This window comes from Celeribacter neptunius (assembly GCF_900113955.1).
GTDB classification, from domain to species: Bacteria; Pseudomonadota; Alphaproteobacteria; order Rhodobacterales; family Rhodobacteraceae; genus Celeribacter; species Celeribacter neptunius.
The window spans coordinates 337,682-362,501 of record NZ_FORH01000003.1; the positions used below are offsets into that span (position 1 = coordinate 337,682).

General features: G+C 62.0%; 25 protein-coding genes. 10 read left to right on the top strand and 15 right to left on the bottom strand.

What is annotated here, in order from left to right:
• The first annotated feature begins 38 nt into the window (after positions 1–38).
• Together BM151_RS10370 and BM151_RS10375 are read left to right on the top strand one after the other, a co-directional pair.
• Positions 39–569, top strand: coding sequence for a hypothetical protein (locus BM151_RS10370; RefSeq protein ID WP_143093083.1), 531 nt, complete (start codon positions 39–41; stop codon positions 567–569).
• Positions 566–808, top strand: coding sequence for a hypothetical protein (locus BM151_RS10375; protein WP_090060635.1), 243 nt, complete (start codon positions 566–568; stop codon positions 806–808). The genes BM151_RS10370 and BM151_RS10375 overlap by 4 nt, the downstream gene beginning before the upstream one ends.
• 80 nt (positions 809–888) lie before the next feature.
• Here the strand turns inward: BM151_RS10375 and BM151_RS10380 are convergent, their stop codons facing one another.
• Genes BM151_RS10380 through BM151_RS10390 form a run of 3 tightly spaced genes read right to left on the bottom strand, consistent with a single transcriptional unit; the run spans position 889 to position 5,442 of the window.
• Complete coding sequence (locus BM151_RS10380; RefSeq protein ID WP_090060636.1) at positions 889–3,963, bottom strand: efflux RND transporter permease subunit; 3,075 nt, start codon at positions 3,961–3,963, stop codon at positions 889–891.
• A complete protein-coding gene (locus BM151_RS10385; protein WP_090060637.1) occupies positions 3,960–5,258 on the bottom strand; it encodes an efflux RND transporter periplasmic adaptor subunit in 1,299 nt (432 codons plus the stop codon). Before BM151_RS10385 ends, BM151_RS10380 begins: the two co-directional genes overlap by 4 nt.
• A 4-nt stretch (positions 5,259–5,262) precedes the next feature.
• Positions 5,263–5,442 (bottom strand): hypothetical protein, encoded by a 180-nt coding sequence (locus tag BM151_RS10390; RefSeq protein WP_090060638.1) that lies wholly within the window; start codon positions 5,440–5,442, stop codon positions 5,263–5,265.
• 138 nt (positions 5,443–5,580) lie between these two features.
• Here BM151_RS10390 and BM151_RS10395 point away from each other — a divergent pair, with 138 nt between their 5' ends.
• The 3 genes from BM151_RS10395 to BM151_RS10405 all read left to right on the top strand — a co-directional run bounded on the left by BM151_RS10395 (position 5,581) and on the right by BM151_RS10405 (position 7,110).
• Positions 5,581–6,162 carry a TetR/AcrR family transcriptional regulator gene (locus tag BM151_RS10395; RefSeq protein ID WP_245781171.1) on the top strand — a complete coding sequence of 194 codons (582 nt, stop codon included), beginning with the start codon at positions 5,581–5,583 and terminating at the stop codon, positions 6,160–6,162.
• On the top strand, positions 6,146–6,532 hold the full coding sequence (locus BM151_RS10400) for a hypothetical protein (RefSeq protein ID WP_177213091.1): 387 nt from the start codon (positions 6,146–6,148) through the stop codon (positions 6,530–6,532). The genes BM151_RS10395 and BM151_RS10400 overlap by 17 nt, the downstream gene beginning before the upstream one ends.
• Positions 6,533–6,795: 263 nt before the next feature.
• The gene (locus BM151_RS10405) at positions 6,796–7,110 is read left to right on the top strand and encodes a PepSY domain-containing protein (protein WP_090060641.1); all 315 of its coding nucleotides are present in this window, start codon (positions 6,796–6,798) and stop codon (positions 7,108–7,110) included.
• Between the two features lie 221 nt (positions 7,111–7,331).
• Here BM151_RS10405 and BM151_RS10410 read toward each other — a convergent pair whose 3' ends face one another.
• Genes BM151_RS10410 through BM151_RS10450 form a run of 9 tightly spaced genes read right to left on the bottom strand, consistent with a single transcriptional unit; the run spans position 7,332 to position 16,884 of the window.
• Entirely contained in the window at positions 7,332–7,742 is a 411-nt protein-coding gene (locus BM151_RS10410; RefSeq protein WP_090060642.1) for a c-type cytochrome, read from the bottom strand.
• Between the two features lie 30 nt (positions 7,743–7,772).
• Positions 7,773–8,681: an FAD:protein FMN transferase gene (locus tag BM151_RS10415; protein ID WP_090060643.1), complete on the bottom strand. Its 909-nt coding sequence runs from the start codon at positions 8,679–8,681 to the stop codon at positions 7,773–7,775.
• 2 nt (positions 8,682–8,683) lie between these two features.
• A complete protein-coding gene (locus BM151_RS10420; protein WP_090060644.1) occupies positions 8,684–9,250 on the bottom strand; it encodes a nitrous oxide reductase accessory protein NosL in 567 nt (188 codons plus the stop codon).
• Positions 9,247–10,074: an ABC transporter permease gene (locus tag BM151_RS10425; protein ID WP_090060769.1), complete on the bottom strand. Its 828-nt coding sequence runs from the start codon at positions 10,072–10,074 to the stop codon at positions 9,247–9,249. The genes BM151_RS10420 and BM151_RS10425 overlap by 4 nt, the downstream gene beginning before the upstream one ends.
• Complete coding sequence (locus BM151_RS10430) at positions 10,074–10,976, bottom strand: ABC transporter ATP-binding protein (RefSeq protein ID WP_090060770.1); 903 nt, start codon at positions 10,974–10,976, stop codon at positions 10,074–10,076. The genes BM151_RS10425 and BM151_RS10430 overlap by 1 nt, the downstream gene beginning before the upstream one ends.
• The gene (locus tag BM151_RS10435; RefSeq protein ID WP_090060645.1) at positions 10,945–12,273 is read right to left on the bottom strand and encodes a nitrous oxide reductase family maturation protein NosD; all 1,329 of its coding nucleotides are present in this window, start codon (positions 12,271–12,273) and stop codon (positions 10,945–10,947) included. The genes BM151_RS10430 and BM151_RS10435 overlap by 32 nt, the downstream gene beginning before the upstream one ends.
• Position 12,274: 1 nt before the next feature.
• Positions 12,275–14,212, bottom strand: coding sequence for a TAT-dependent nitrous-oxide reductase (gene nosZ / locus BM151_RS10440; protein ID WP_090060646.1), 1,938 nt, complete (start codon positions 14,210–14,212; stop codon positions 12,275–12,277).
• Positions 14,213–14,226: 14 nt separating this feature from the next.
• On the bottom strand, positions 14,227–16,464 hold the full coding sequence (locus BM151_RS10445) for a NosR/NirI family protein (RefSeq protein ID WP_090060647.1): 2,238 nt from the start codon (positions 16,462–16,464) through the stop codon (positions 14,227–14,229).
• Positions 16,465–16,467: 3 nt separating this feature from the next.
• On the bottom strand, positions 16,468–16,884 hold the full coding sequence (locus tag BM151_RS10450) for a hypothetical protein (protein WP_177213092.1): 417 nt from the start codon (positions 16,882–16,884) through the stop codon (positions 16,468–16,470).
• A 252-nt stretch (positions 16,885–17,136) separates the two neighbouring features.
• Here BM151_RS10450 and BM151_RS22005 point away from each other — a divergent pair, with 252 nt between their 5' ends.
• Positions 17,137–17,496, top strand: a complete 360-nt coding sequence (locus tag BM151_RS22005; protein ID WP_425429545.1) for an integrase core domain-containing protein — start codon at positions 17,137–17,139, stop codon at positions 17,494–17,496.
• Between the two features lie 348 nt (positions 17,497–17,844).
• Here BM151_RS22005 and BM151_RS10470 read toward each other — a convergent pair whose 3' ends face one another.
• Genes BM151_RS10470 through BM151_RS10480 form a run of 3 tightly spaced genes read right to left on the bottom strand, consistent with a single transcriptional unit; the run spans position 17,845 to position 20,293 of the window.
• A complete protein-coding gene (locus BM151_RS10470; RefSeq protein WP_090060651.1) occupies positions 17,845–19,086 on the bottom strand; it encodes a CaiB/BaiF CoA transferase family protein in 1,242 nt (413 codons plus the stop codon).
• A gap of 1 nt (position 19,087) precedes the next feature.
• Positions 19,088–19,450 (bottom strand): PaaI family thioesterase, encoded by a 363-nt coding sequence (locus BM151_RS10475; RefSeq protein WP_090060652.1) that lies wholly within the window; start codon positions 19,448–19,450, stop codon positions 19,088–19,090.
• A 57-nt stretch (positions 19,451–19,507) separates the two neighbouring features.
• Positions 19,508–20,293 (bottom strand): IclR family transcriptional regulator, encoded by a 786-nt coding sequence (locus BM151_RS10480; protein ID WP_090060653.1) that lies wholly within the window; start codon positions 20,291–20,293, stop codon positions 19,508–19,510.
• Positions 20,294–20,441: 148 nt separating this feature from the next.
• Here BM151_RS10480 and BM151_RS10485 point away from each other — a divergent pair, with 148 nt between their 5' ends.
• From BM151_RS10485 to BM151_RS10500, 4 genes are read left to right on the top strand one after another with little or no spacing between them, the layout of a single operon-like run.
• Positions 20,442–22,001: an acetate--CoA ligase gene (locus tag BM151_RS10485; RefSeq protein WP_090060654.1), complete on the top strand. Its 1,560-nt coding sequence runs from the start codon at positions 20,442–20,444 to the stop codon at positions 21,999–22,001.
• A gap of 36 nt (positions 22,002–22,037) precedes the next feature.
• Positions 22,038–23,174 carry an FAS1-like dehydratase domain-containing protein gene (locus BM151_RS10490; RefSeq protein ID WP_090060655.1) on the top strand — a complete coding sequence of 379 codons (1,137 nt, stop codon included), beginning with the start codon at positions 22,038–22,040 and terminating at the stop codon, positions 23,172–23,174.
• 53 nt (positions 23,175–23,227) lie between these two features.
• Positions 23,228–23,716 carry a TRAP transporter small permease gene (locus BM151_RS10495; protein WP_090060771.1) on the top strand — a complete coding sequence of 163 codons (489 nt, stop codon included), beginning with the start codon at positions 23,228–23,230 and terminating at the stop codon, positions 23,714–23,716.
• Positions 23,717–23,741: 25 nt separating this feature from the next.
• A complete protein-coding gene (locus BM151_RS10500) occupies positions 23,742–24,743 on the top strand; it encodes a TRAP transporter substrate-binding protein (protein ID WP_090060656.1) in 1,002 nt (333 codons plus the stop codon).
• Positions 24,744–24,820 lie beyond the last annotated feature (77 nt).

A 24,820-nucleotide genomic window follows, 5' to 3' on the forward strand; every position in this document is an offset into this window, starting at 1 on the left:
ATGCGCCGACCGCACGCTCCGCGCAGGTTGCAAGCATGATGACACCCCGCCTCCCGCTCCTGCTCACGCTCCTTGCCGCCCATCTGGCGCAGCCGGCGCTGTCCGGCATCGTCAGCACGGACGGGCATTGGCACGCGGAAACCATCGCCGGAGAGTTGATCATCGCCTCATTGCCGGACGGACGCGAACACCACCGCCGGGCGCTCATGCCGCAGAGCGGAGAGCGCAGTGCCACCGCCGCGCTCCTCGCGCATCAGAATCCGCACGGGGTCCTGCTTGCGCTCGAGGGAGCCGCAGAACTCTGGTTCATCGCCCTCGATGAGGATGCCGGCCCGTTTCATCAGGGCTTCGTGCATTCCTATATCGCCGGGATGGAAGAGAGCCTGGCCTCCGAATCCGGGCTGTTTGCACGCCAACGCATCATGCTCGAGGCGCCTCTCATCCGGCTGCAAGATGAGCCGGACGAAATCTATATCCTGCAAGGCATCCGGACCGATGGCACCTGCGTGCGCATCCATCTGATCGCCAAGCGCGAGATTGGCCCCTGCCCCGAGGACCCCAGCCAATGAACGATGATCTCTTCCCCCATGCCCGGTGGTCCCGACGCAAGATTGCCGTCGTGCTCTATCCGTTCGCCGCCGCGGCCGTGGCGATCAATCTCTTTCTTCTGTCGCTGATGTCACAAGCCATCGGGCTGACCGCGCTGCCACCGGTCTGGGCCCTGATCCTGTCCATCCCCCTGGGTCTCCCTGCAACATGGGGCTTCGCGCGCTGGGTGGAGCGCCTTCTGGACGAGGCCGCGAAATAGAGCTGTAAGAAAAGCCGGAAGGGACCGCCCCCTGACGGGAAATCACCCGGCCGCCCCGGCAAACGCGCGCGCCCTATCGCTCACCTGCTGCCCCGACGCATATCATCCAGCACCGCATAGAAGGCCGGCAACACCATCAACACAAGCACCGTCGCGGTCAGGAGACCGAAGACGACCGCGATCACCAGCGGCTTGAGAGTCTGCGCCTGGGTCGAGGTCTCGAGCAGAAGCGGCGCCATACCGATGATGGTGGTCGTGACCGAGACGAAGATCGGCCGAAACCGGGCGCGCACGGCCTCCCCGGCGGCATCCCTGGCCGGTAATCCTTCGGCGCGGCGGACCTTGATCACCCCGACGAGAAGGATTGCGTTGTTCACGACAATTCCGGCCAGGGACGCCGCGCCCACCAGAGATGGCATCGAGATATTGTAACCCATCAGCACATGACCCCAGATCACCCCCAGAAACGCCAGCGGAATGGTGAGCATCACGATCAGAGGCTCGGCATAGTTGCGGAACTGGAAGCTGAGCACGACGTAAACACCGACCAGCCCGATCAGAAAGCCCCGCAGGATCGAGCGGACGGTTTCCGCGGAACTCGCGGCCTGTCCACCGATCTCGAAACCGAGACCGGGCGTCGCGGCGGTGAGACTCGGCAGGAAATCTGCGGCCAGCCGGGCGGTGATCACGTCGGCATTGCCGATACGCCCGTCCACATCTGCGGCGATGGTCAAGCTGCGCAGCCCGTCACGGCGGGCGATGCTGCCCCAGCCCCGCGCCTCTGCGAGCGTCGCGACGGAACCCAGTGGTACGGTGCCGCCGCCAGGAAGCGCGATCTCGAACTCGGTCAGACCGGCCCGGGTGGCACGGTCTGCGTCGTCCAACCGAACCTCGAGTTCCCAGGCCAGATCGCCACGCCGGATCTCGGAGAGCTGTGTTCCGAGGAAGGCGGCGCGCAACTGGCCCGCAACATCGCTCGCCGTCAGCCCGAGCGCCTCGGCCCCCGGAGACAGGCTCAGTTGCAATTCAGGCGTGCCGGGTCTCAGGTCCAGGATCGCGTTCCGGACCCCGGCGTAGGTTTGAAGCTCGGCCAAGGTCGCGCGCCCTGCCGCCTCGAGTATTGTGAGATCGGCATGGGTCAGACGCAGTTCCACCGCAATCCCCTGCGGACCGATCCCCGGTTCGGTCAGGATCAGCGAGGAGACACCCGGCAAAGGCCCGATTTCCGCGCGCCACAGGGAGGCGATCTCATCGAGCGTGCTTTTCCGCGTCTCGGCCCCCAGAAGGTCTACTCCGACGGTGGCGACATGGGCCCCGGCCTCTCCGGCCGACAGGTTGCGTCCCATGCGTGTGATCCGACGGATCACCAGAGGCTGTGCATCGGGTTGCTCTGGCGTGAGGCGCGCGTTCACCCGCATGAGAGCCGCCTCCACCTGCGTGACCGCCTCGGATGTGCGTACCAAGGGTGTGCCCGCAGGCAGCATCAGCCGCGCCTCGAGAACATCCCCGTCGATCTCAGGGATCGCTTCACGCTTGACCACGCCACTGCCGAGCGCACCGGCGGTCAGGATCAGCGCCGCGACGGCCAGCCCCACCACCAGCCACCGCCAGCGAATTGCGGCATCCGCCAGGCGGCCCACCCCGCGTTCGCGCAGAGCATCGAACCCGGCATCGAAGCGGCGCCGAAAGCCCGAGGGAGCCGTCTCTTTCACGCCCCCCTTCAGGTGATGCGGCAGAATCAGAAAGGCCTCGATCAGCGACGCGGCCAGAGCGGCCAGAAGCACGACCGGCAGGACCTCCAGCACGGCCCCCAGTTCGCCGGCAAGAAAGGCCAGCGGCAGGAACACGGCCAATGTGGTGAGAAAGGACGAGATGACACCGGGGGCCACGGCGGCGACCCCGGCGGCCACGGTCTCGACCGTTGCCCCCTTGGCAGCATGGACGGCGATCGAATCCGCGATCACGATTGAATCGTCCATCACGATCCCGATCGCCATGAGCAAGGCCACCAGCGTCATCATGTTCAGGCTGAGCCCGCTCAGCGCCATCCAGGCAAAGGCACCTGCGAATGCCACCGGCAGACCCATCGCCGCCCAGACCGCGAACCCGGGCCGGAAAAACAGGCTCATCACGATGACGACCAGCACGAGGCCGATCACCCCGTTCTGCACCAGCATCAACAGGCGATCGCGGATGATGGATGTCACATCCTGCACCACCTCGATCCTGATCGTGTCGGGCAGGATGCGCGTCTGTTCGGCGACCAGCGCCGTGACGTCATCGAGCACATGCAGCGCGTCGGCGTCGAGCGTCTTGGCAACGTCGATCAGGATCGCCGGGGCGCCATCGACAAAGGCGCGATCGTGGGCCGGATCAAAACTTTCCTCGATCACGGCCACATCGCCCAAGGTCAGGCTTGCGCCATTGGGCAACACCAGCACCGGGATCGCGGCGAGCGAGGCCACCGTGTCCCGCTCGGCGATGAGGCGCAGCGTCAGATCCGCCCCGGCCCCTTCCAGCGTCCCGGCGGGCAAGTCGATGTTCTGCGCGACGATAACATTCGCCAATGTCGCGGGCGTCAGCCCATGGCTTGACAGAACCGCGTCTTGCACGGACACGCTGAACATCCGCGTCCCGAGACCCGAACGGATCGCCGTGGCGACGCCGGGCAGCGCAGACAGGCGGTCTGACAGACCTTCCGCGTAACGGTCCAGCTCGGCCAGAGGAAGCGCACCCGAGACCGCGACGGACGTCACCGGATCGGTCCGATGCAACTCTCGAGTAATGGCAGGATCGGCGCTTTCCGGGAAAGTGTCGATTGCCGACACCTCGGTGCGCAGGGAATTGACAAAACGCAGGGCGTCATTGCCCGGCGCCATCGTCGCCACGGCACGCGCACGACCGGTCTGCGCCGTGCATGTGAACGTCTCCAGCCCCTCGACGGGCTGCACACCATCCCAAAGCGGTGCACAGATCGCGCTTTCGACGTCAGCAGCAGAGGCGCCGCGCCAGGGCACCGTGATCTCGGCCTCGACGGCGCGAAAATCGGGAAAGGTCTCCCGCAGCAGGCCGGGCGCCGCCAGGACACCCGCGGCCAGGAACAAAAGTAGCAGGAGATTCCCTGCCGTCGGATGCCCGGTGAACCAGCGGATCATTCCGACACCTCGATGGGCAAGAGCGTCATGCCCGGGATAGCCGGTGCGATGTCGTCAAGGACCACGCGGTCACCTGGGGCCAGCCCATCGGCAATCACCACCTGCCCATCCTGGGCAAAGGCGACGGTAACGGTGCGCAATTCCAACAGGTTATCGGGCCCCGCAACACGCACCCTCCCGGCATGCAGGGCCGCCTCGGGGATCACGACGACGCCGTTTCGCGCGCCCCCCGTGAAATCAAGCTGGACCTGCATATTGGGCAGCAGCGGCAGGCGGAGGGGCGGATCTGCGCCCGCATATGGATCCTCGATCTCGACCACCACGGGCACGGTGCGGGCACGCGGATCGAGGGCGCCTTCGATCCGGCTGACACGCGCAGGCCAGACCTGCGCGATATCCGACAAGGGGCTGAGCGACACGTCGATCTGCGTGGCGGGCAGATCGCGCATCATATCCTCCAGGGAGATCCCCCCGGACCGATCGGCCACGAGGCGACGAAAGCTGTCGATCGGCAGATGCGCCACGACCTCGGCTGTTGCGATACCATCGGCGCGGATCACGACATTGCCCGGCGCGACGGTCTGAAAACGCTCGGCGCCCAGCTCGGTCACGCGCAGATCAAAGGGTGTCGTCAGCGTGGTCCGATCGAGCGATCTGCGCGCGCCGTCGCGCGCCGCCCGGGTACGGGCGATCTGCGCCGCGATCCGCGTCTCGCGCGACGGCATGAGGGCAAGCGCGTTTTCCAATTCCGCCACTGTGCGGCGGGCCAGAAGGGTGGCGCGCTCGGCCTCGTCCAGACGGGCCTGTGGAACCGTCCCCTGTTCCGTCAACCGGCGGGTTCGGTCCAGATCTCCCTCGGCCAGCGCCAGCCTTTCGCGTTCCAGCTCGAGAATGCGACCGGTATTGGCGCTCTCCGCTGACAGTTGCGCGGCCTCGGAGGCGAGGGCGTCGAGATCGGCCTCCGCCTGCGCCAGCGCAAGTTCGTAATCCGTCGGGTCGATGCGCAGCACCTCTGTCCCCGCCGCAAACAGGCGGCCCGGTTCCAGTTCGGGATGACGCCAGATCACTTCGCCCTGCACCTCGGCCACGGCGACCCAGGTGTCGGCGGCGCGCAGGTTGCCCCAGGCGGTGGCGGTGGGACGGATGTCTTCCGCAGAGACCGTGCGCACACGGACAGGCTGCGCGGGGATATCGCCTTCGATCTGCGCGGGGCCGGGCGCCGATGAAATCATCCAGACCGCCGCGACGATCGCAAGCGCAACGGGAGGCACGGCGAGGAGAGGCGCGAGACGCATGGCCTCAGCCCTCCGCCCGGCGCATCCGCGCCAGAATGCCGTCGCGCCGGACGAACCGGGCGACCTGAAGATGCAGGGCCTCGAGGACATGGAGGCGGGCAGGAAGGACGATCAGCGCGAAGGCCTGCCAGTGCAGCGCAATCTGCGGGCGGGAATGGCCGGTCGGGACGGTCTCGGAGAACATGGCGGGGCCTTTCTGTCGGACCTATCCGACTCGGACTCGAGGTTGCGAGTGGTCAAACTATATGTTAGTAAGCTATAACTAACAAGAGGGGCAGAGATGACCGGTCGCCAGAGCACAAAGGACCGAAAGGCACAAATCGTGACCGAAGTGTTGCGGCTGGCCGATGAAATCGGGCCGGACCGTCTCAGTACAACGGATGTGGCCAAGGCCGTCGGGCTCAGCCAGCCGGCGGTCTTTCGGCATTTCCCGACCAAGAGCGCATTGTGGCTGGCCGTGGCCGAAGACACCGCGGCGCGCCTGCGCGAAAGCTGGGCCGCCGCCGAGGCGCAAGCCGCCGAACCGCAGGCGCGCCTGAAAGCGTTGATCCGGGCACAATTGAGCGCCGTCGCCGGCACACCTGCCCTGCCCTCGATCCTGTTTTCGCGCGAATTGCAGGTGGAAAATACAGCGCTGCGGGAGGTGTTTCACGGGCTTCTCGCTTCGTTCCAGCAACGTCTTGTCACAGCGCTCCGGGATCAACAGGCTGCAGGCCTTCTGCAGCGCGAGGTCGCGGCCGAAGATGTCGCGATACTGTTGACCTCTCTGGTGCAAGGCGTCGCGATCCGCTGGACCTTGGGCGCGCGCGGCTTTCCCCTTGTCGAGGAAGGGCTGCGGCTTTTCGATCTTCAGATGGCACTCTTGCGCACGCAGGAGGATGTTTCCGATGGGCACATCCAATAAGGCCCGCCGCGTTGCGGGTCTCATCGCGATCGGTTTTGGCGCACTCTCACTCATCTCGGGTGGCACCACACTGCTTGGCGGGCTCGACATGGGGCGGGTCGTTCCCGTCGTACTCTGGTTCAACACGCTGGCAGGGATGGCCTATATCGCGGCCGGCCTTGCGCTCTGGCGCGGCAGGCGATGGGCCTTTGCCCTGTCACTCACCATATTTGCGGCAACATTGCTGGTCTTTGCGATCTTTGGTCTGCACATCGCACAGGGCGGCGCATTCGAGATGCGGACCGTCCTCGCGATGACCTTGCGCTGCGCGATCTGGGGCATGATCGCATGTCTGGCGCATCAAATCCGAGTGACACCTCCCCGTGGATAGGGGCGCGGAGGAGCAATCCCTCGCTCGGGCGGTGTGAGTTCAGGCCCTGTTTCAGGCCTCATTTCAGGCCCCGGAGCCATCTGCTCGGCGCCATCAGCCAGCACAGGGTCAGCCAACAGGGCAAGACATCCGCACGACGGCCTCACCTGCCGCGTTCAACCTGACGACAAACTGACAGTGGCGATCAGGCTGATATCAGGCGGCATGGTGCAAAAGGGGGCATCGGCGGCCATGGAGGCTGCCACCCAATCTGGAGACACCGTATGAGACGCACCATCCTTTTCACCGCATCACTGGCCACCGCGGCCGGTCTTTTCGCACTCGGCGCGACCGCGCAGCAACAGGCCGGCAGCGGCCCGGTACCGACGCCTATGAGCATCGCCGAGATCGCCACGCTGCTGGAAGGCCAGGGCTATACCGTTCGCGAGATCGAATTCGAACGTGACCGCTACGACGTCGAGATGATCGACGGCGCGGGCCGGCGGATCGAAGCCTACCTGGACCCGCTGACGGGCGAGGTTCTTCCTTACCGCGATGGTCACGACGATGATGATCGCTACAAACGCTATGACGACTGATCGCCGAGACGATTGACTTCGGCACCCTGCGGATCCGGGCTTTCCCGATCCGCATCGGTGCCTGAGGCCTGTTGGCGGACTGAACCACAGGTATCTGCGACAGATCTCAGCCAATATAGGAAACAGCCGCGATTTGCGGCTGTTTCGGGTTTCGGACGCTATCGCCAGGGGCCGCTCGGGCGCCCCCTTTGCACCTGTATGTCGCGCGAAACCCGCGCGCCTCAACCGCTGACAGAAGCCAGATAGGCGGCCATATCCTCGGCGCCCTTGCGATGTTTATAGGTCATCTTGGTCTTGGCTTTCGCGTCACCGGTCACATCCGCCAGGAACGCTTTCGGGTCTTGAATATAGGTCGCGATACTTTCTTCGTCCCAGACGAGGCCCGCCTCTCCGGCCGCCGCAAGGCTGTCACCATAGCGGAATCCCTCATAGGTCCCCGCAGTCCGCCCGACGATGCCATAGAGATCCGGACCGGTCTTGCCGCCCTTCTGGATCGCGGTGCCATCCTCCGCGGTGATCGCGTGACAGGCTTTGCATTTCTTGAAATCGTTCTCGCCCACCGCCGGGTCGCCGGCATGGGCGGCAAGGGACATCATCGGCAGGACCACGAGCGCAGCGCTCAAAATTCGCATGGGTATGTTCTCCGTATCATGGGTCTTCGGTCAGAGGATAAAGCTCTCGAGCCGGCTCTCCTTGACAATGCTCAAGAGGGTTTCGGCTTCGCTCCGGGTTCGGGTCAGGATCAATCCGGTCGACAGCCCGTCGGCCAGCGCCGCCGAGGGCGCGCTCACCGAGATCTGGCTGACACCTTGGGCCAGATCGCCAAGACGCGGGTCAAGGATGTGCCCCTGCCCCGGCGCGATTTCCGTCCCGGCAGAGGCCGATGTGGCGATGGCCCGATCCAACAAGAGCCATTTCCCCGCTTCCCGCGTGATACTCACCGGCCAGCCGCCCCGCCCCGGGCCCATGCCCATCGCCAGGATTTCTCCGGTGTCGATCAGCACGTCGTCGATGCCGTTCGCCCGCAGCAAAGCCGCCACGCGATCGGCGATATAGCCCTGAGCGATCCCGTTGAGCGTCAGGGCCTGACCGGGGGCCAGTTTCACGCTTGCGCTGTCGAACCGCAGCCGGTCGAAGCCGATGGCGCGTTTCGCGGCGGCAAGCCGCTCGGGCGCAGGCGCTCGTCCCGCGACCGCCGCCTCGGCGAGCGCCTGCCAGAGCGGCTGCACGGTTGGATCGAACCGCCCCTCGGTGACATCATGGACCCGCCGACACATCGCGAGACAGTCGAGCAATTCAAAGGCCGGACCGTCCAGTCGCCCGGCGCGGTTCAACCGCGACAGTTCGGACCTCCGGTCGTAGAGGCTGAACACCGCTTCGAGCCGGGAGATTTCCGCCTGCGCCATGCGCGACAGCCGCGGCGCATCGGGATGATCGAGGATGATCTGCGCCCGCGCCCCAAGGGTGATCCCCTGCCAGCGAAACGCATGTGCCGGGGCCGCAGCGATGAGGCAGGACGCCGAGGCAATCGTGAGGAAGCGTCGCCGGCCGATTTGCCGTGTCTGTTGCATGTTCAGTTCCCTTTCTGCTTCTGCGCGGACAGAGCGCTCAGACGCGCTTCGATGTCGGATGTATTCTCGTCTGGGGGTTCAATTTGTCGCCCGTCGGGGCCGAGCGCCTCCGCTGTCGAGATATCCGACAACTCTTTCAGCCGACCACCGTGGTCGCGGACAAAGGCCTGCGCCGCGCTCGGGTCGGTAAAGGGCACGAACTCCGGTGCCCCCATGCCGCCACGCATATCGGAATCAATCACATAGATCGGCTCGGACACCTCGACCCAGCCCCCCGGCGCGTCCCATGTCGCACCGCTCATGTCCTGCACATAGGTCGCCGTCACGGCATAGTTTTGCTCCGGCATCTGCAGATAGGCGATGGCGTCTCGCACCTGACTGAAAAAGATCGGTGCGGGCATCCCGTCGAGGTGGATCTGCGCCTTCGGCCCGGCATGTTCGAGCAGGGTCATCTGGCAATAGAAGCCGACCGCTTCCGGCGTCATCTCGACCGGATCGGGGCGCGCCAGCCGGTCATCGCGACAGGCGCCGAGGGCGAGAACGCTCAGGATCACAACGAGCCATTTCATGGTGTCACCCTCCCGAATGCGAACCGCGCAGCGAAAGCCGCCAGGACCGGCCAGAGCAGAAGCGAGGCGAGCGGCTTCCAGATCGCGATACTCGAGGCGGCACCGGCGAGCCCCGAGACCGCACTCACCGCGTCAGATGCTGCGAGATTGTAGATCCGAAAAGCATCGGCCGGATTGAGGATCAACGCCCAGGGGAAGATATCGGTGGTAAAGACCCCGCCATCGTCGGCCACGATCGCCGCAAGCAGACCGAGATCGTAGAGCACGATCATGATCAGCCAGAGACCGATGGCCAGAGCCGCCGCGCCGGAGGGACGGCGTGCCAGCGCGGACATCATGTGACCGAGCGACAGAAATCCCGCGCCCAGAAGGGTCGAGCTCCAGATCAGCCGCCACAGGGCCGGAAGGCCGGCAAAGGCATCGCCCCCGGCGGTGAGAAACGCGTAGCCTGCCGCCAGCCCGTAGCCGGCGCCGACGGCAATCGCGACCACCGCAAGCTGTGCCGCGAGTTTTCCGAGCAACATCTCGGAGCGACTGAGCGGATAGGTCAGATGCAGCGGCAAGGTCCCGCGTTCCACCTCGCCCGCGATGGCATCGAAAGAGATCAGCAAGGCGATCAGCGGCACCAGATAGACCGAAAGCGAGGTCAAGCTCGCGACGGTCACCGATAGGGGATCGGCGGCAAGCGATCCGGCGCTGCCCGCCCCAGCCAAGGACAGAACGAGCGAGAACAGCACCATCAGAACCACCCCGACAGCGACCCAGCGATTGCGCAGCGCGATGGCAAATTCGATCCGGGCAGTGGACAGGATACGGGCAAACATCATGCGGCCCTCCGGCTGATATGCGCGTAGATATCATCGAGCGACGGCGGATGGATGTCGAAATCCGCGACGCGTTCGGTATTGGCCGCAAGCCGTTCCAGCACCTGCCCCTTGTCATCCGGCGCACAGGAGAACACCAGTGCGCCATGCTCTTCCTGGGCCTCCGGGAAGGCATTGGCGAGCGAGGCGCATTTGCCGAGCCGCGGGATCATCGACACGGTCAGCGGCAGGGCGGCGTGACGGCGCAGGTCGTTCAATGTGCCTTCGGTCACCTGTTGGCCTTTCGACAGGATCACGATCCGGTCGGTGCGGGCCTCCACCTCGGACAGCGCATGCGAGGACAGAAGGATCGCCGTGCCGTTTTCCGCCAGCTCATCGAGAATATCGTAGAACTCGCGGCGCGAGATCGGATCGAGACCGGAGGTCGGCTCATCGAGCACCATCAGACGTGGTGCCCCGATCAGCGCCTGCGCCAGACCGATGCGCTGACGCATGCCTTTGGAATAGGTGCCGATCCGACGCCCCGCTGCGCCCTGCAAGCCGACCCTGTCGAGAAGCCCATCGGCCTTCGATGCCGCCTCGCCACGCAGGCGCAGGAAATGGCGGATCTGTTCACGTCCGGTGAGCGCCGGGTGAAATGCGGCGCTTTCCGGCAGATAAGAGCTCAGCGCGCGCGCCACCGGCGAGCCCTGCGCATGTCCGGCGATCGCGATCTCGCCGGAGCTGGGCGCGATCAGTCCCAGAACGCATTTCATCAGGGTCGATTTCCCGGCGCCGTTGTGCCCGAGCAGAGCCACGCGCTCGCCGGCGGCGATGGTGAGCGACACATCGGCGAGCGCGGCGGGACCCGTCGCGTGTCCGTCGTAGCGCTTAGTGAGATGCGAGAGAGTCAGAAGCGTCATCGCGACCTCCATTGGCCCAGAGCGGTGTGGCCTGGGCGAGGGTTTCATAGGGAGACGGCACCCGATGCACCGGTGCGGTGGTCAGCGGGTGGCTGTCGACGACACCGCCGGTCTGGGTGGCCGGGAATTGCGCCTGCGACCACCGCACGAGCTGCACCGCCGGCGTGCCGAGCAGCAGTTTTGCCGCGGGTTGCGACCAGAGGATATGGTCCATCAGATCGTTCGGGCGATAGGCGCTGTCGGCGCGGGCATCACCATCGAGATCGAAGGCGGCGTGATCCGACCAGAAATTGCCCCGCCCCTCATAGGACCATTCGACATCGCGGGTGCCGACGTATTTGACCTGGGTGCGGTTGCCGATAAAGGCGTTGCCGGTGATCGTGTTGCGTTCGGAGCCGGCGGTGAAATGCACCCCGATATCGCAGCCATCAAAGACATTCTCGGCCAGAAGATTGCGGTGCGAATTGTAGATGAAGGCGCATTTTTCCGTCCCGCCGGTCACCAGATTGGCAAAGATGTCGGATTGGTTGGTGTAATTCAGCATGACCCCGTGATCGCGATCATTGATCGAGATATTGTCCCGCGCCACGATCCGGTCGGAATACATCATCGCGAAACCGAGATGGTTGCCGATCGAGATATTGCCTTCGACCGTGCTGTCGTTGGTGTACATGTAATGCACGGCAAAGCGCAGATCGCGGAACAGATTGCCGCGATAGGTGTTGCGCTTGGACGTGTTGGAGAAAATCCCGTCGCGACCGTAGCGGATCTCATTGCCTTCAACCACCGAACCCGGTGCATTCCAGACATAGACCCCGTTGCCGCGGTCATTCATCCGTGCCAGCCGCAGCCCCTCGATCCGGTTGCCTTTCACCAGCGCATCCCGCGCGCCGTGAATGTCGACCCCGACGAGATTGCCGCGAATGTCATTGTCGAGGATACGGGCCCCGCGGGCGGCTTTGGTCAGTTTCACGCCGGCATCAATGGTGTCGTGCGAACGTCCCGACCCGGTGATGGTCAACCCGGTCACAATGACATCGGGCGCATCGACGGTGATGACGGAGCCCTGCCCCGCAGCATCGATCACCGCACCGGATTTTCCGGAGAGCGTCAGCGGTTTGTCGATCACCACAGGACCGGCATAGCGCCCTGCGGTCAGAATAAGATCATCCCCCGCCGCGGCCTGAGCCACGGCGGAAGACAGAGCACCCTCACCCGGCACAACCGTCACCCGCTCGGCACGGAGCGGCGCACCAAGTGAGAGAATGATCAGCAGGGTGAGAATGAACCGGTGCATCTTATGCAGGCTCCACCAGCATGCGGCCGCGCATTTCCATGTGCAGCGCATGGCAGAACCACTGGCAATAATACCAGTAGACGCCGGGTTTTTCGGCCACGAAGGTGGTCGAGGCCGTCGCCTGCGGCGCCACTTCCATCGCCACCCCGTGGTTGTTGAGCGTGAACCCGTGGGTCAGATCATCGATGTCATCGAGGTTGGTGACGATCACGGTCACCTCGTCCCCCTGTTTCACGGTGAATTTCTCCATCGCGAATTCCGGCGCCTGTGCCGACATATAGACCCGCACCTTGTTGCCGTCGCGGATCACCTCGGCGTGCCAGTCATCCATATCGACGCCATCGGCGAGACCCTGGTTGCGCGTATCGGCAAAGAACCGGTCCTCGCGGTTCCAGACGGAGACCGGGTTCACCACCGAACGGTGCACGATGATACTGTCATGCGGCTCGGCAAAGGTCGGGCCATCGTGAACCAGTTCCAGCTCTTCGCCGTTGATCGAGAAAAGCTGCTCGTTCTCGGGCTTCAGGGGACCGACATTGAGGAACCGGTCTTTCGAGAACTTGTTCATCGAAATGTACCATTTGCCATCGGCCTCGAGGGTTTCGCCCATGGAGGTGGAGTTATGGCCCGGCTGATAATGCACGTCTTTCTTGGTGAGGATCGGATCGACATCCTCGCCGGCATAGGCACGCACGGCTTTCTCGATGTTCCACATCACCACCTGGCTGTCCAAAAACAGCGTAGTGAGCGCGTTGCCCTTGCCGTCGAAACAGGTGTGAAGCGGCCCGAGCCCCAATTCCGGCTCCCCGACCACGGCGGAGCGCGGATCGACATCGCTTTCGAACAGCGCGTCGAGTTTGCGCACATCGATCACCGACACAGTGGGCGACAGTTTGCCGTTGATGCAGAGGTGGATCTTATCCGGCGCCATGTTCACGCCATGCGGGCTATTGGGGATCGGAATATAGCGAGTGTATTTCTTGTTCTGACCTTTGCGGCCATCGATCACCTTCACCCCGTTGAGTTCGATGAAATCTCCGGCGGCGATGCCTTTTTCGATCTCTTCGAGATTGAACACCACCACATGGTCCATTTCCGCGGCCATCATCTCCGCGAGGTTCATGCCCATTTCCGAGTTATACGAGGTCGAGAAGGCATATTTGCCATCATAATCGCAATCGGTGTTGTCGAGATTGCCGGAAACCATCACCTGCCAGGCCACCTGCATCTCGTCGGCATCCACGGCGGTGAAGAAGTTGACGTATTTCTCCGGCTCGTCCAACACCGACCCGTCATTGACCATCGGCGTCTCGTCTTCGCCATTGGCAAACACGTAATTGGTGCGCGGCCATTTCTGCGGCCGCAGACCGTGGATCGCCTTGGCGTTGGGAATCTCGAGGATCTTGTCGCATTTCATGACATCGCAACGCACGCGGGCGACGCGGGTGTTGGCCTTGTCATTCATGAACAAGAAACGACCATCGTATTTGCCTTCGGTGAAAGACATGTGGACGTGGTGCAAATCACCGTTGTCATGCACTTTCTTACCCTGGGCTTCGAGATAGGCCTTGGTCTCCGGCAGCATGTTCTCGGTCAACACCTTGAGGCTCTCGTTGGTGGCGCCCCAGCCGGTCGCCGAGCAGCGGTTGAACACCGGCACCCGCATGAATTCACGCATCGACGGAATGCCGAGAATGCGCATCTCGCCGGTCTGTCCCGAGGACCAGAACCCGTAATATTCGTCAAGCTCGCCCGGCCCCGGGATCGCGGCGTCATGACCCGATTGTGCAGCCGCGGAACGCGCGCCCGCTGCGGTCAGTGCGGCCGTGCCTCCGAGCAGGCCAAGCCGCCCGCCAGTGCCGCCGAGCAATGCAGCCCCGGTTGCCGTGGCGCCCATGAAGCCGCGCCGGCTCAGTCCTTTTTGATCCGTCTCAGACATGATGTTTCCTTTCTCTAAGTGCGGATGTTGGGATGGTTTTCGATCCCGGCGGTTTTCGCCGCTCTGGGAGCGTTGGAGAGATCCGGAGGGACATTGGAGCCGCTCGCCGTCGCGCGCCGTTTCAGCTTTTTGATGACGACGGGGCATTTGTCCCTGGATTGGTAGAGCACCTGACAATGCATGCAGTTCAGGCATTCGTTCGGGTTGATCTCGCCGGTCGGGTGGATCGCCTGCACCATGCATTCATTGCCGCAGGTCTGGCAGGGGCTGCCGCAGTCCTTGTAGCGTTTCAGCCAATCGAACATGCGCAGCCGGGCCGGGATCGCCAGCGCCGCACCAAGCGGGCAGAGATAGCGACAGTAGAAACGCTCGACGAACAGCCCGGCGATCAACAGCGCCGCAGCATAGGCGACAAAGGGCCAGGCGCGGATGAATTTCAGCACGATCGCGGTCTTGAACGGCTCCACCTCGGCCAGGTGCTCGGCCTGCTCGATCGAATAGAGCGACACGGCAAAGAGCCCGAGGAAGATCATGTATTTCAACGCCCAGAGCCGCTCGTGCAGCCCCCAGGGCAGGGTGATCTGCGGCACGCCCAAACGCCGGGCGATATGGTTCGACAGCTCCTGCAAGGCGCCGAAGGGGCAGAGCCAGCCGCAATAAGCCCCCCGACCCCAAAACAGCAGCGCAGCCGCGACCGAGAACCACAGGATGAAGGTCAGCGGATCGAGCAGGAAGGCCTGCCAGCTGAACTCTGTCATCAACGCCCCGAACAGGGCCATCAGGTTCACCACCGACAATTGCGCGTTCCACATCCAGCCAAGCGCCACCAGCGTCACGGTCAGAAAGGCATAGCGAAAGATCTTCGTTCCCCGAGCCGAACGGGTCAGCAGCATCTGGAAGAAAAAGGCCAGTGTCAGCACGGCCAGCATGCTGGCCAGCACCACGATCTGCGGCGTCTTGTCCACCCAGATACGTTTCCACAGCGCCGCTTGCGCTGCGGCTTCGCTATTGTCCTCGGAGATCACCGCCGGTTGCGGTGCCGACACTGCGCGCAGATAGGATTTCGGCAGCTGATAGCCCAGATCGAAGGTGGTAAAGACCTTCTCGATCGCAGCCACTTCGCGCTGCACCAAAAGCTGCAGGCGGAAAGGTTTGGTCGGATCGAACCCGACATCGGCGGGGATCTTGAACAGGTCGCGCTCGACAAATTCCGGCGCATCCGCCGCTGCAATCACGCCCATGCGGCGATGACCCCGGTCCCGGAACCGCACGGAGACATCGTCCTGAATGAGCACGATCCGGTCGAAAATCCCGCCCCGCACATAGCCCGAACCTTTGAAGGAATAGAGACCGCGCCCGGTGACGGCGATCGCGTGCTCGCCCTCTTCGAGCCAGTCCTGCAGATTGCGGTTTTCGGCCTCGCCCAGAATGGCCTCGCCAATCCCCGGCACGGAAACCAGCGCCATCTGCATGTCTATGAACACGGTCTCCGGCGGCTCTGTGAGCGCACGTTTGGCGGCGCGCGGATCATCCATGGCGGCGAAGGCCGCGTTGATCTGTCCAACGTCGAGCGACATGCGGCGCACCGTGCCGTCGCCTTCCATGTCCATCCAGCTTGCGGGCGCCTGAACCGTGGCATCGACCTCGAACTTCGGCCCGGTATCCACTTCGGCATGGAGCCCGCCAAGACCGAGAGCTCGCGCAACCTTGAGACCGGAGCGGATGATGCTGTCGTCGATCACCATCACCGTCACGGTCGCCCCGGAGATGATGTTGAGATCATGCGAGGAGCCGCCGCTCTCGGCCTCATCGACCAGGCTCACGCCGCGGTAATCGGCGGCCATGGCCTTGATCTTCGTATCGGGAATACCGATGAGAACGATCGGTTCGGAATGTTTGACGAGTTTCACCCCGAGCACACGGGCATCCCCGTCAACCGCCACCATCGTGTGGATCGGCTTGCCCGAGTAGCCCGTGGTGCCGACGAAATCCGAGGTGACATAGACCCAGCCGAGTTGTTCTTGCCCCGCCAGAATGGGCGCAACCGGGATATCGTCGCGGATCGCCCCGAAAGCATCCGCCCCCTCGACAATCTCGCCGGGGGTTTCCGATTGCAGGAAGCGGGCGAGAACGGGCTGGGTCGCTTGTGCAGTCGCTCTATCCGGAGATAGGAGCCCTGCGAAAAGCAGCGCGATCAGAAGGCAGAAGAGCCTGCCGAAAGACGCAAAAGGATTTTCTGACAATCGCAACATGGATCAAACCTTGCTCTGGCTGGGAGGACCACGGGACGGTCGCCAGATGCGTTCGCTGCGCTCCGGCAGGATGGTCAACGTGATGAAAACGGGTTTCCCCCGCACCGCGTTCAGGCACTTGAATTTAAACGCGAACAGTGCGGCCAGCGGCACGAGGGAACAGTCTGCGCAATGCGCGCATCCTTTGGTGTCTTTGGACGAGACGGGCTCGCCATTCGCATCCAATGTGATCGTTTCCGCCCCGGATTGGCCACAGATCACGATGCTGGTCTGACCCGCGCGGGAAAGAACATGCGCGGTTTTCAAAAGCCCCGACATCCCTGCCCCGGCCAACAGGCTAAGGGCGAGAAACGCGGAGATCACAAGAGGCACATAGCGGGTCATAGCCGCAGAAATGCGCGACACGCGGCGCACACTCATTGACTATTATCAAGAGCACGCGAAAGGCGCCCTTTTCACAAAAACATTCTTTAAATCGAATATCCTGCACCATGAGCTCCCCCCCGTATTTCGGACACTCACATATGCTACGATTTGCAATCTTCTGATCTTCGACGAGAAGGAGACCGGGACCTTGTCCGCCATCGATCCGAGGACGATGGCCGAGTGGAGGCAGACTTCTGCGTCGACGCACTGAACGAGGCCATTCACAAGTTCAGACCGCCCGAGATCATGAATATTTCCCAAGGCCCCAGTTCACGTCCTTCGCCTGGACGGATCGGCTCCGCCGGTCTGGTGTGCGGATCTCCCTCTCGGCGATTACCTGCAATCGCCTGCCGGCAATGTTGGAATGGAAAAGGCCGGTTCCTCGACAAGATCTTCATCGAGAGGTTATGGCACACCCGGAAATACGAGTGTGTCTACCTCCATGTCTGGGAGACCGGTTCAGCGACGAAGGCAGCCATCCCGAACCGGAGGACCTTCCACAACCATCAGCGCCCTCACTCTGCCCTCGGCGGCAAGCCACCGGCGCTGGCCCATTGGCAGAAAAGGATATCAACCAACCCGATCAGCAGCGTCGAGCAGCTTTAATTATGCCAGGTCCTGTCCAAGAGATGCGGCGTGGATCATTCTTCCCAGATCGACAAACCGATCAATCGAACGCAGTACGTGATCTTGGGGAACATGATCTTCCAGAGAGAACTTGTAGAAACAGGCTGACTACGCTTCCTGTCTCGGCCATTTCTGCTGAATGTGACGGCCGCTGAAATGGGTCGACTTAGGGCGATGTGACAAGACAGAACTTCAAACCCAAGCAGAGCCGTGGCGAGAAAGTTGGGAGAGAGATTTATCGTGCGTCCCGCAAACGGTATTCAACGGAACATGCTCTGCTGATTGGACGGAAAGGCAATTTCTCGCCTTTCCGTTATTCCTTCATGTCTAAATCGGATCTTTGACTGCGGTTCGACCGCCAATGACTGCGCGCCGCCGCAGCTGGTCGACCTTTTCCTCGGAATATCCCAGTGCATCACGGAGAACTTCTAAGGTGTTTTCGCCCAAAAGTGACGGCGCTGTCGCCGGAACGGCTCCTCTTCCATCGAACTTTATGGGCCCCCGCACGACTTTCATGGCTCCGATTTCCAGGTGGGACACCTCTTCGACCAGCTGATGGTCCGCGACATGTTGCTGTTCCAAGGCCTCGCCAATGGACAGGATCGGCGCATTGGGGACGTCGAACTGTGTCAGACGGTCCAGCCAATAGACGGTGCTGTCGCGGGTCATCCGTTCATGGAGGATGGGTTCCAATTGGTCGCGATTGGCGAGCCGGGCCTCATAGAGTGCGAAACGCGGGTCTTCGATCAGATCGTCGCGCCCGAGGCATCGTGCGAAATTGTGCCAGAACCGTTCCGTCAGACAGGCGACGATCACATGGCCGTCCTTCGTGGGAAAAGACCCATAGGGGACAATGCTGGGATGCTGCGTGCCAACCGGCTTCGGGCTCTCTCCGGTGACAAAATAGATTTGCGACAGATAGCCCTGCAACGCGATCAGGCTGTCGAGCATTGCGATTTCGACATGACGCCCGTGTCCGGTCACATTGCGCTCATGGAGCGCAGCAAGCACGCCGAACAGAGAGAAAATGCTGCCGGCCATATCCCCCATCGGGATGCCGAGCTTGTTCGGGGCCTGTCCGGGTTCGCAATTGATGCTCATGATGCCCGAGAGCGCCTGCGCCACGATATCAAAGGCAGGTTTGTCTGCGTGGGGGCTGTTCTTGCCGAACCCGGTGATGGAGCAATAGATCAGCTTTTCGTTCACCGCTTTGAGGGTCTCGTAGCCGAGGCCGAGCCGGTCCATCACACCCGGCCGGAAGTTTTCGAGCACGATATCGCTCTGAGCCGCGAGGTCTTTGGCGATCTGCACGCCTTCGGGGGATTTCAGATCAAGAGCGATACTCTTTTTGCAGCGATTGAGCGCGATGTAGTAATGGCTCATTCCTCCGATGAAAGGCGGGAAATTCCGTGTTTCGTCGCCTTTTTCCACCGGTTCGACCTTGATGATTTCGGCGCCGAGATCGGCAAGCACCATGCTTGCGTAGGGGCCGGATAGGATGCGTGAAAAGTCGAGAACTTTGATGCCGGAAAGAGGGCCCTGATAGGTTGTGCGTTCGTGCTGGGTCATCTCATGCCGCCTTTCGGGAAATTTTCATCACCGCCGTGGCAAGGGCGATGACCTGCACGCCGTCAAGAACTTCCGCATCAAGGAACATCAGCGAGCCAGTGGTCTCTCGGACCGTCGCACGAGCTTGCAGACGTGCCCCGGGTTTTGACGCGCTGACGAAGCGCGTGTCCAATTGCACCGTGACACAAGGCGCGCGGTCGGCCGCGTTCCAGGCCTCAAGCGCAATTGCCTGATCGAGCAGCGACGTGATGACACCGCCATGCACCAGCCCCAAGGCATTGCTATGATCCTTTGTGGTCTGCAGCGCGTAGACGAAACCTCCCAATTCGTTGCGCGCGGACATCAAAGGTCCGATCTGTTCCATAAGCCCGCCTGCTTTCAGTGGTTTCCATATGGTCTCCTCCCCAAGTGTCATTGGCCTCTAACTCCCTGTCGTGATTTGCATGGTTTCAATCTCGTCGCGCACCGCCATCAATGCGGCAGCGAGTTTCGGAATTTCGCCCTCATCCAGCCGTTCGGAGATGCCGATGGCGACGAGGGAGCGGATCATTTCCTTTCGTTCGTTAAAGATCGGCACCGCGACCACGGTGACACCGGAAATATAGGTGCCGGTATCCACGGCATATCCGCGTGTGCGTGCCTCTTCGACCTCATCGAACCAATCCTCGAAAGAGGGCGGGTGGTCCCAGACAAGCTTTGAGAACTCGGTTTTCAACTTCGTTTCGTCCAGATCATTGAACGCCGCGAAAAGACGCCCGGTCGCGGAAATCAAAAGCGGGAAACGTGAGCCCAGATCGACCTGAAGCCGGAATGGCAACGAGGATTGCGAGAGCGCCACGACCACCATTTGGCCGGGTTCGGCGAGTTGGGTCGCGATGGCCGTCACGCCGAAACGAGAAGACAGTTCGGAGAGGCGTGGCTGGATCAGCACCGAGAATGTGTTCTTCTGAAGCGCGGACCGCGCTAGGGGCAGAATGCCGATTCCAATCGAATAGCGTTTCGTCTGCGAATCAAATTCGACCATCCCCTCGTCTTGCAGAACGCGCAGAATGTGCAGACAGGTCGAGGGCACCAGCCCCAGCTCCCGGGCGATCGGATTGACGCCCACAGGATCGCTGGATCGGGCCAAAAACCTCATGATTGCAAGGGCACGCGTGACGGCTGGCACCTGCCGTTTCGTTGTCTGAGTGTCGTCCTTTTTGACCATGTTACCCTCTGGTTTTGCATCAAAATCATTGTCTATATACAATAATTATAGCGTATTGACAATAATCTATTCACCTCCTTACCGTTGTTGTCAACGAGCTCGACGCCCCGGAAACGGGCATGACGGCTGGAATGGGAGGAAGAATAAGATGGTCCGACTGACCGAATACACGTCCTACACGGACGCTCAGGCGCATTACTCGAAAGAGGCTTTGTGGGACTTGTTCGATGGCAGCCGCGAACGGTTCAACATTGCGCATGAATGTATCGACCGGCATGTGGATGGCGACAACGTGGCACTGCGGATCGCTCACGCCGATGGGCGGGACGAGATCGTCACCTTTACGGAAATCTCCCGTCGGTCCTCGCAGATCGCGCATTTCCTGAAAGCGAAGGGCATCGAGAAAGGCACCCGCGTCGCGGTGATGATCGAGCCGTCGCTCGCATTCTACTGTGCCATTTTCGGTGCGATCAAAGCTGGTGCCGTGGCGGTGCCGATGTTCACGCTCTTTGGCCCGGAAGGGATCAAGTTGCGGGTTGGCGATTGCAAGCCGGAACTATTCTTCACCAATGCCGAGAAAAGCCCCGAGGCCGAAGAAGGCGGGGCGAAAAACGTCATCGTCGTCGATCAGGCCTTTCTCGACAGCCTGGCCGATCTGCCGGAAACCTTTGAGTGGGACACCAGCGGCAGCGATCTGGCCGTACTGCAATACACCTCCGGCACGACCCGTGCCTTGCCTGCGGCGGTACATCACAATCACCGGTCCATCGTGACCCTCATGGTCGCGGCGCTCTACGCGACGGGTATTCGTCCGGGGGATCGGTTCTTCTGTCCGTCTTCGCCCGCCTGGGGGCATGGTCTTTGGCACGGCACGCTTGCGCCGCTGGCCATGGGGGTCTCGACCGGCACGTTTTCGGGCAAGTTCGATCCGGTGCGCCTGTTGAAAGCGCTAAGTGATTTCAAGATCACCAACCTCACGGCCGCCGCCACGCACTACCGCATGATGCGCAATTCCGGCGCAGCCGAAGACTACAGCTATGCCTTCGACAAGCTGTCCTTCACCGGCGAGCCGATCGACAGCGAAACCGCCGCCTATGTCGAGCGGGTGTTCGGCACCAAGGTGCGCTCCATGTACGGCACCACAGAGATCGGCGTGATCATCGCCAACTATCCTGGCGCCAACGATCTTGAGGTGCGCGACGGGGCCATGGGCAAGGCCGTGCCCGGTGTCGAGGTCGAGGTGCAGCGCGATGACGGATCGCGCTGCGACCCCCTTGAGACCGGCGAGTTGATGGTCAAAAAGGCGGGAAAATGGTTCCCGACCAAGGATTTGGGCCGGGTCGACGCGGATGGCTATTTCTACCACGGCGGGCGTGCCGACGATGTTATCATTTCCGCCGGTTGGACCATCGGCGCCGTCGAGGTCGAAGATGCGATCCTGAGCCATCCGGCCGTCGCCGAATGTGGCGTGATCGGCGCTCCCGACTCTGTGCGGGGGCTAGTGGTCAAAGCCTATATCATCCTCAAGGACAAGGAGACCGACGGCCTTGCCCAGAGCATTCAGGACCACGTGCGCGCCAAGCTCGCGCGCCACGAATACCCCCGCCAAATCGAATTCGTTACCGAGCTGCCGAAAACACCGGCGGGCAAGGTGAACCGCAAGATCCTGCGCGATCAGCAGGCCGCCAAACTTGCCTCGGCCGAATGACGACCGGGCGCAAAACATCTTTCAAGGAGGAATAAGATGAACGATATGACTCGGAAGTTTCCGAAAATCACCGAGGAAGGTCTCGACGATCTGCGTAAGCGGATCGGCGTGAAGATCGAGAAAACCGTTGAGCCGTGGTGCTACGAGGCAACCCGCGACAATATCCGTCACTACGCCCATGGCATCGGCGACGACAACCCGCTGTGGTGCGACCCGGCCTATGCCAAGACCACCAAATTTGGCGATGTGATCGCTTGCCCGTCTTTCCTGTTTGCCACCAGCCGGATCATCTCCGGCTATGTCGGCGGTTTGCCGGGGGTGCATGCGATGTGGTCGGGCGCCAACTGGAGCTGGCACAAGACCATCCCGCGCAACACCGAGTTTCGCACCGAGGCCTATCTCAAGGACCTGATCGAGCACGACACGCGTTTTGCCGGCAAAGCGATCCAGCAGATCTACCACGTCGATTTCTATGACGCCAAAACCGGCGATCTTCTGGCCGATGCCGACAGCTGGTGTTTCCGCACGGATCGTGACCAGGCCCGCGAGAATGGCACGAAATACACCGCCGCCAAGGAAAAAGGGCGTCGCGTCTACACGCAGGACGAGCTGAACGAATACTACAAATATTACGAAAACGAGACCATTCGCGGTGCCGAGACCCGCTATTGGGACGATGTGAACGAGGGCGATGCGATCCCGACGATCGTCAAGGGGCCGATGACCGCCACGGGCTTTATCGCCTATGCGCAGGGCTGGGGCGGTCTTTACATCCGCGCCAATAAGCTGGCCTGGCAGCTTCAGCAGAAACATCCGTCGGCCGGGATCAAGAACCGCTTCGGGATTCCCGATTGCCCGGAACGTGTGCATTGGGAAGAGGAATTCGCGCTCGAAGTCGGCGCGCCGGGGGCCTATGACTATGGTCCCGAACGCTCTTCCTGGCTGACACAGCACGTGACCAACTGGATGGGGGATGACGGTTTCCTTCGCAAAGCGAACTCGCAGGTGCGCCGCCATAACCCGGAAGGTGACATCATTCTGATCAGCGGGAAAGTGACGCGGAAGTTCGAAGAAGACGGGCGCCATTTGTTGGAAATCGAACAGCGTGCCGAACAGCAGGATGGGGAACTTTCCGCCATCGGCTCCGCCGTCGTCGAGCTCCCCAAACGCTGAGGGACGCGCCGACGATTGTCTTGGACGTCAACCACTGGGAGGAAAGGTTGATCGTGTTAGGAACACTCTTGGAAAAACTGGAGGACACCCTGCATTTCGTGGGGTGCCTCGGCCTCGTGATCGTCGTTGCGCTGATCAATGCGGACATCCTTCTGCGCCTGTTCTTCAATGAACCCGTGCAGTTTCAGTTCGAATTCACCGAACTCTACCTGATGCCCGCCCTGGCCACCTTGTCCCTGTCGCGGGTGTTCCGCGATGGAGGGCATCTGGCGCTCGACTTCGTTCCCGAGCACCTCCCCGGACTTTTGGGAAGAGCTGTCGCGAAACTGCGCCTGCTGCTTCCGGCCGCCTTCTTTGGCGCCGTCACCTATATGTCCGGCAAATTCGCCCTCCATGCGTTCTCGCAAGGAGATGTCGAATTCGGAGTGATCGACTGGCCGCTCGGGTGGGCCTATGCCGTTGTGCCTTTGGGCTGCGGCGTTCTGGCTCTGCGGCTGCTCTATGACACTTTTCAAAAAGAAGTGCTTGAGACGACCCAATAGAAACTTTTCAGGGAGGAGACTGAAAATGACTATCGCGAAGAAAGCATTCGCCACCTTTGCAAGCGTGATGGCGCTTGGCGTTTTTGCCGCCCAGGCCGAGACACTGAGCCTTGGGGACTTCCAGTCCACCAGCCATATCGTGTCGGTGGAAGGCACTGTGAAATGGATGGCTGCTGTCGAGGAGGCGACAGGCGGGGAACTCACATTCGACCACTTTCCGTCGCAACAGGCGGCCAAGTCCAAGGCACAGCTCGATGCGGTGAACAGCGGCATTCTGGATGCGGCGCTTCTGGGCGCATCCTATCACGCCGAGACCCTGCCGTTGAACTCGGTCGTTGGCTTGCCGGGCTACTACGGTTCTGCGGTGCAGGGCACAATGGCGCTTCAGGCGATGCTCAAAGAAGGGCCGCTACGTGAGGAGGTGCTTGCCGCCGGTGTGACACCGATTTTCGGGTTCACCTTGCCGCCCTATCAGGTGCTGGCCAAGGAACGTCTCGGCCTGCCTGCCGATTGGGAGGCGCTTGATGTCCGGACTTCGGGCGCCACACAGGCAATGACGGCGCGCGATCTGGGGGCCGTCGGCATTTCGATCCCCGGTCCCGAGGTCTACACCGCGGTGGAACGCGGGCGTCTCGATGCGGTTCTGTTCCCGCTGGCTTCTGTACCCGGCTACAAGCTGAACGAAGTCGTCAGCCATATTTCCACCAACGGATCCTTCGGTGGCTACAGTTTCATCATGGTGGTCCGCAGCGATCTCTTCGACGCATTGGAGGCCGAAGCGCAGGAGGCGATGATCACGCTCGGCAATGAGACCGCCATTCATGTGGCCCAGGCTCAGGATGACAGTGTCGAAGATCTTATCGCACAGTGGAAAGCGGAAGGCATCGATACCTACAGCTTCACCGAGGCAGAACTCGCGGGGCTCAAGGAAGCGATGGGACCTGTGACGGATGATTGGGTCACGCGGATGGGCGGTGAAAAGGCGCAGAGTGTTCTGGCGACCTATCGCGCGCTCACCAGCCAATAACCTGCAGCATCTTCCCGAAACATCAGGGCGGTCGATCACCCGACCGGCTGCCCTCAATAGGACTTCGCGTGCCATTC

Excerpts from the sequence above, each read along its gene's own strand:
- nosZ (WP_090060646.1), bottom strand. The coding sequence starts at position 14,212 with ATGTCTGAGACGGATCAAAAAGGACTGAGCCGGCGCGGCTTCATGGGC.
- BM151_RS10485 (WP_090060654.1), top strand. The coding sequence starts at position 20,442 with ATGGTCCGACTGACCGAATACACGTCCTACACGGACGCTCAGGCGCAT.
- BM151_RS10415 (WP_090060643.1), bottom strand. The coding sequence starts at position 8,681 with ATGCAACAGACACGGCAAATCGGCCGGCGACGCTTCCTCACGATTGCC.
- BM151_RS10385 (WP_090060637.1), bottom strand. The coding sequence starts at position 5,258 with ATGCGTCTCGCGCCTCTCCTCGCCGTGCCTCCCGTTGCGCTTGCGATC.
- BM151_RS10500 (WP_090060656.1), top strand. The coding sequence starts at position 23,742 with ATGACTATCGCGAAGAAAGCATTCGCCACCTTTGCAAGCGTGATGGCG.
- BM151_RS10470 (WP_090060651.1), bottom strand. The coding sequence starts at position 19,086 with ATGACCCAGCACGAACGCACAACCTATCAGGGCCCTCTTTCCGGCATC.
- BM151_RS10420 (WP_090060644.1), bottom strand. The coding sequence starts at position 9,250 with ATGAAATGGCTCGTTGTGATCCTGAGCGTTCTCGCCCTCGGCGCCTGT.
- BM151_RS10430 (WP_090060770.1), bottom strand. The coding sequence starts at position 10,976 with ATGACGCTTCTGACTCTCTCGCATCTCACTAAGCGCTACGACGGACAC.
- BM151_RS10490 (WP_090060655.1), top strand. The coding sequence starts at position 22,038 with ATGAACGATATGACTCGGAAGTTTCCGAAAATCACCGAGGAAGGTCTC.
- BM151_RS10480 (WP_090060653.1), bottom strand. The coding sequence starts at position 20,293 with ATGGTCAAAAAGGACGACACTCAGACAACGAAACGGCAGGTGCCAGCC.
- BM151_RS22005 (WP_425429545.1), top strand. The coding sequence starts at position 17,137 with ATGAATATTTCCCAAGGCCCCAGTTCACGTCCTTCGCCTGGACGGATC.
- BM151_RS10380 (WP_090060636.1), bottom strand. The coding sequence starts at position 3,963 with ATGATCCGCTGGTTCACCGGGCATCCGACGGCAGGGAATCTCCTGCTA.
- BM151_RS10475 (WP_090060652.1), bottom strand. The coding sequence starts at position 19,450 with ATGGAACAGATCGGACCTTTGATGTCCGCGCGCAACGAATTGGGAGGT.
- BM151_RS10445 (WP_090060647.1), bottom strand. The coding sequence starts at position 16,464 with ATGTTGCGATTGTCAGAAAATCCTTTTGCGTCTTTCGGCAGGCTCTTC.
- BM151_RS10405 (WP_090060641.1), top strand. The coding sequence starts at position 6,796 with ATGAGACGCACCATCCTTTTCACCGCATCACTGGCCACCGCGGCCGGT.
- BM151_RS10375 (WP_090060635.1), top strand. The coding sequence starts at position 566 with ATGAACGATGATCTCTTCCCCCATGCCCGGTGGTCCCGACGCAAGATT.
- BM151_RS10390 (WP_090060638.1), bottom strand. The coding sequence starts at position 5,442 with ATGTTCTCCGAGACCGTCCCGACCGGCCATTCCCGCCCGCAGATTGCG.
- BM151_RS10425 (WP_090060769.1), bottom strand. The coding sequence starts at position 10,074 with ATGTTTGCCCGTATCCTGTCCACTGCCCGGATCGAATTTGCCATCGCG.
- BM151_RS10435 (WP_090060645.1), bottom strand. The coding sequence starts at position 12,273 with ATGCACCGGTTCATTCTCACCCTGCTGATCATTCTCTCACTTGGTGCG.
- BM151_RS10370 (WP_143093083.1), top strand. The coding sequence starts at position 39 with ATGACACCCCGCCTCCCGCTCCTGCTCACGCTCCTTGCCGCCCATCTG.
- BM151_RS10400 (WP_177213091.1), top strand. The coding sequence starts at position 6,146 with ATGGGCACATCCAATAAGGCCCGCCGCGTTGCGGGTCTCATCGCGATC.
- BM151_RS10410 (WP_090060642.1), bottom strand. The coding sequence starts at position 7,742 with ATGCGAATTTTGAGCGCTGCGCTCGTGGTCCTGCCGATGATGTCCCTT.
- BM151_RS10450 (WP_177213092.1), bottom strand. The coding sequence starts at position 16,884 with ATGAGTGTGCGCCGCGTGTCGCGCATTTCTGCGGCTATGACCCGCTAT.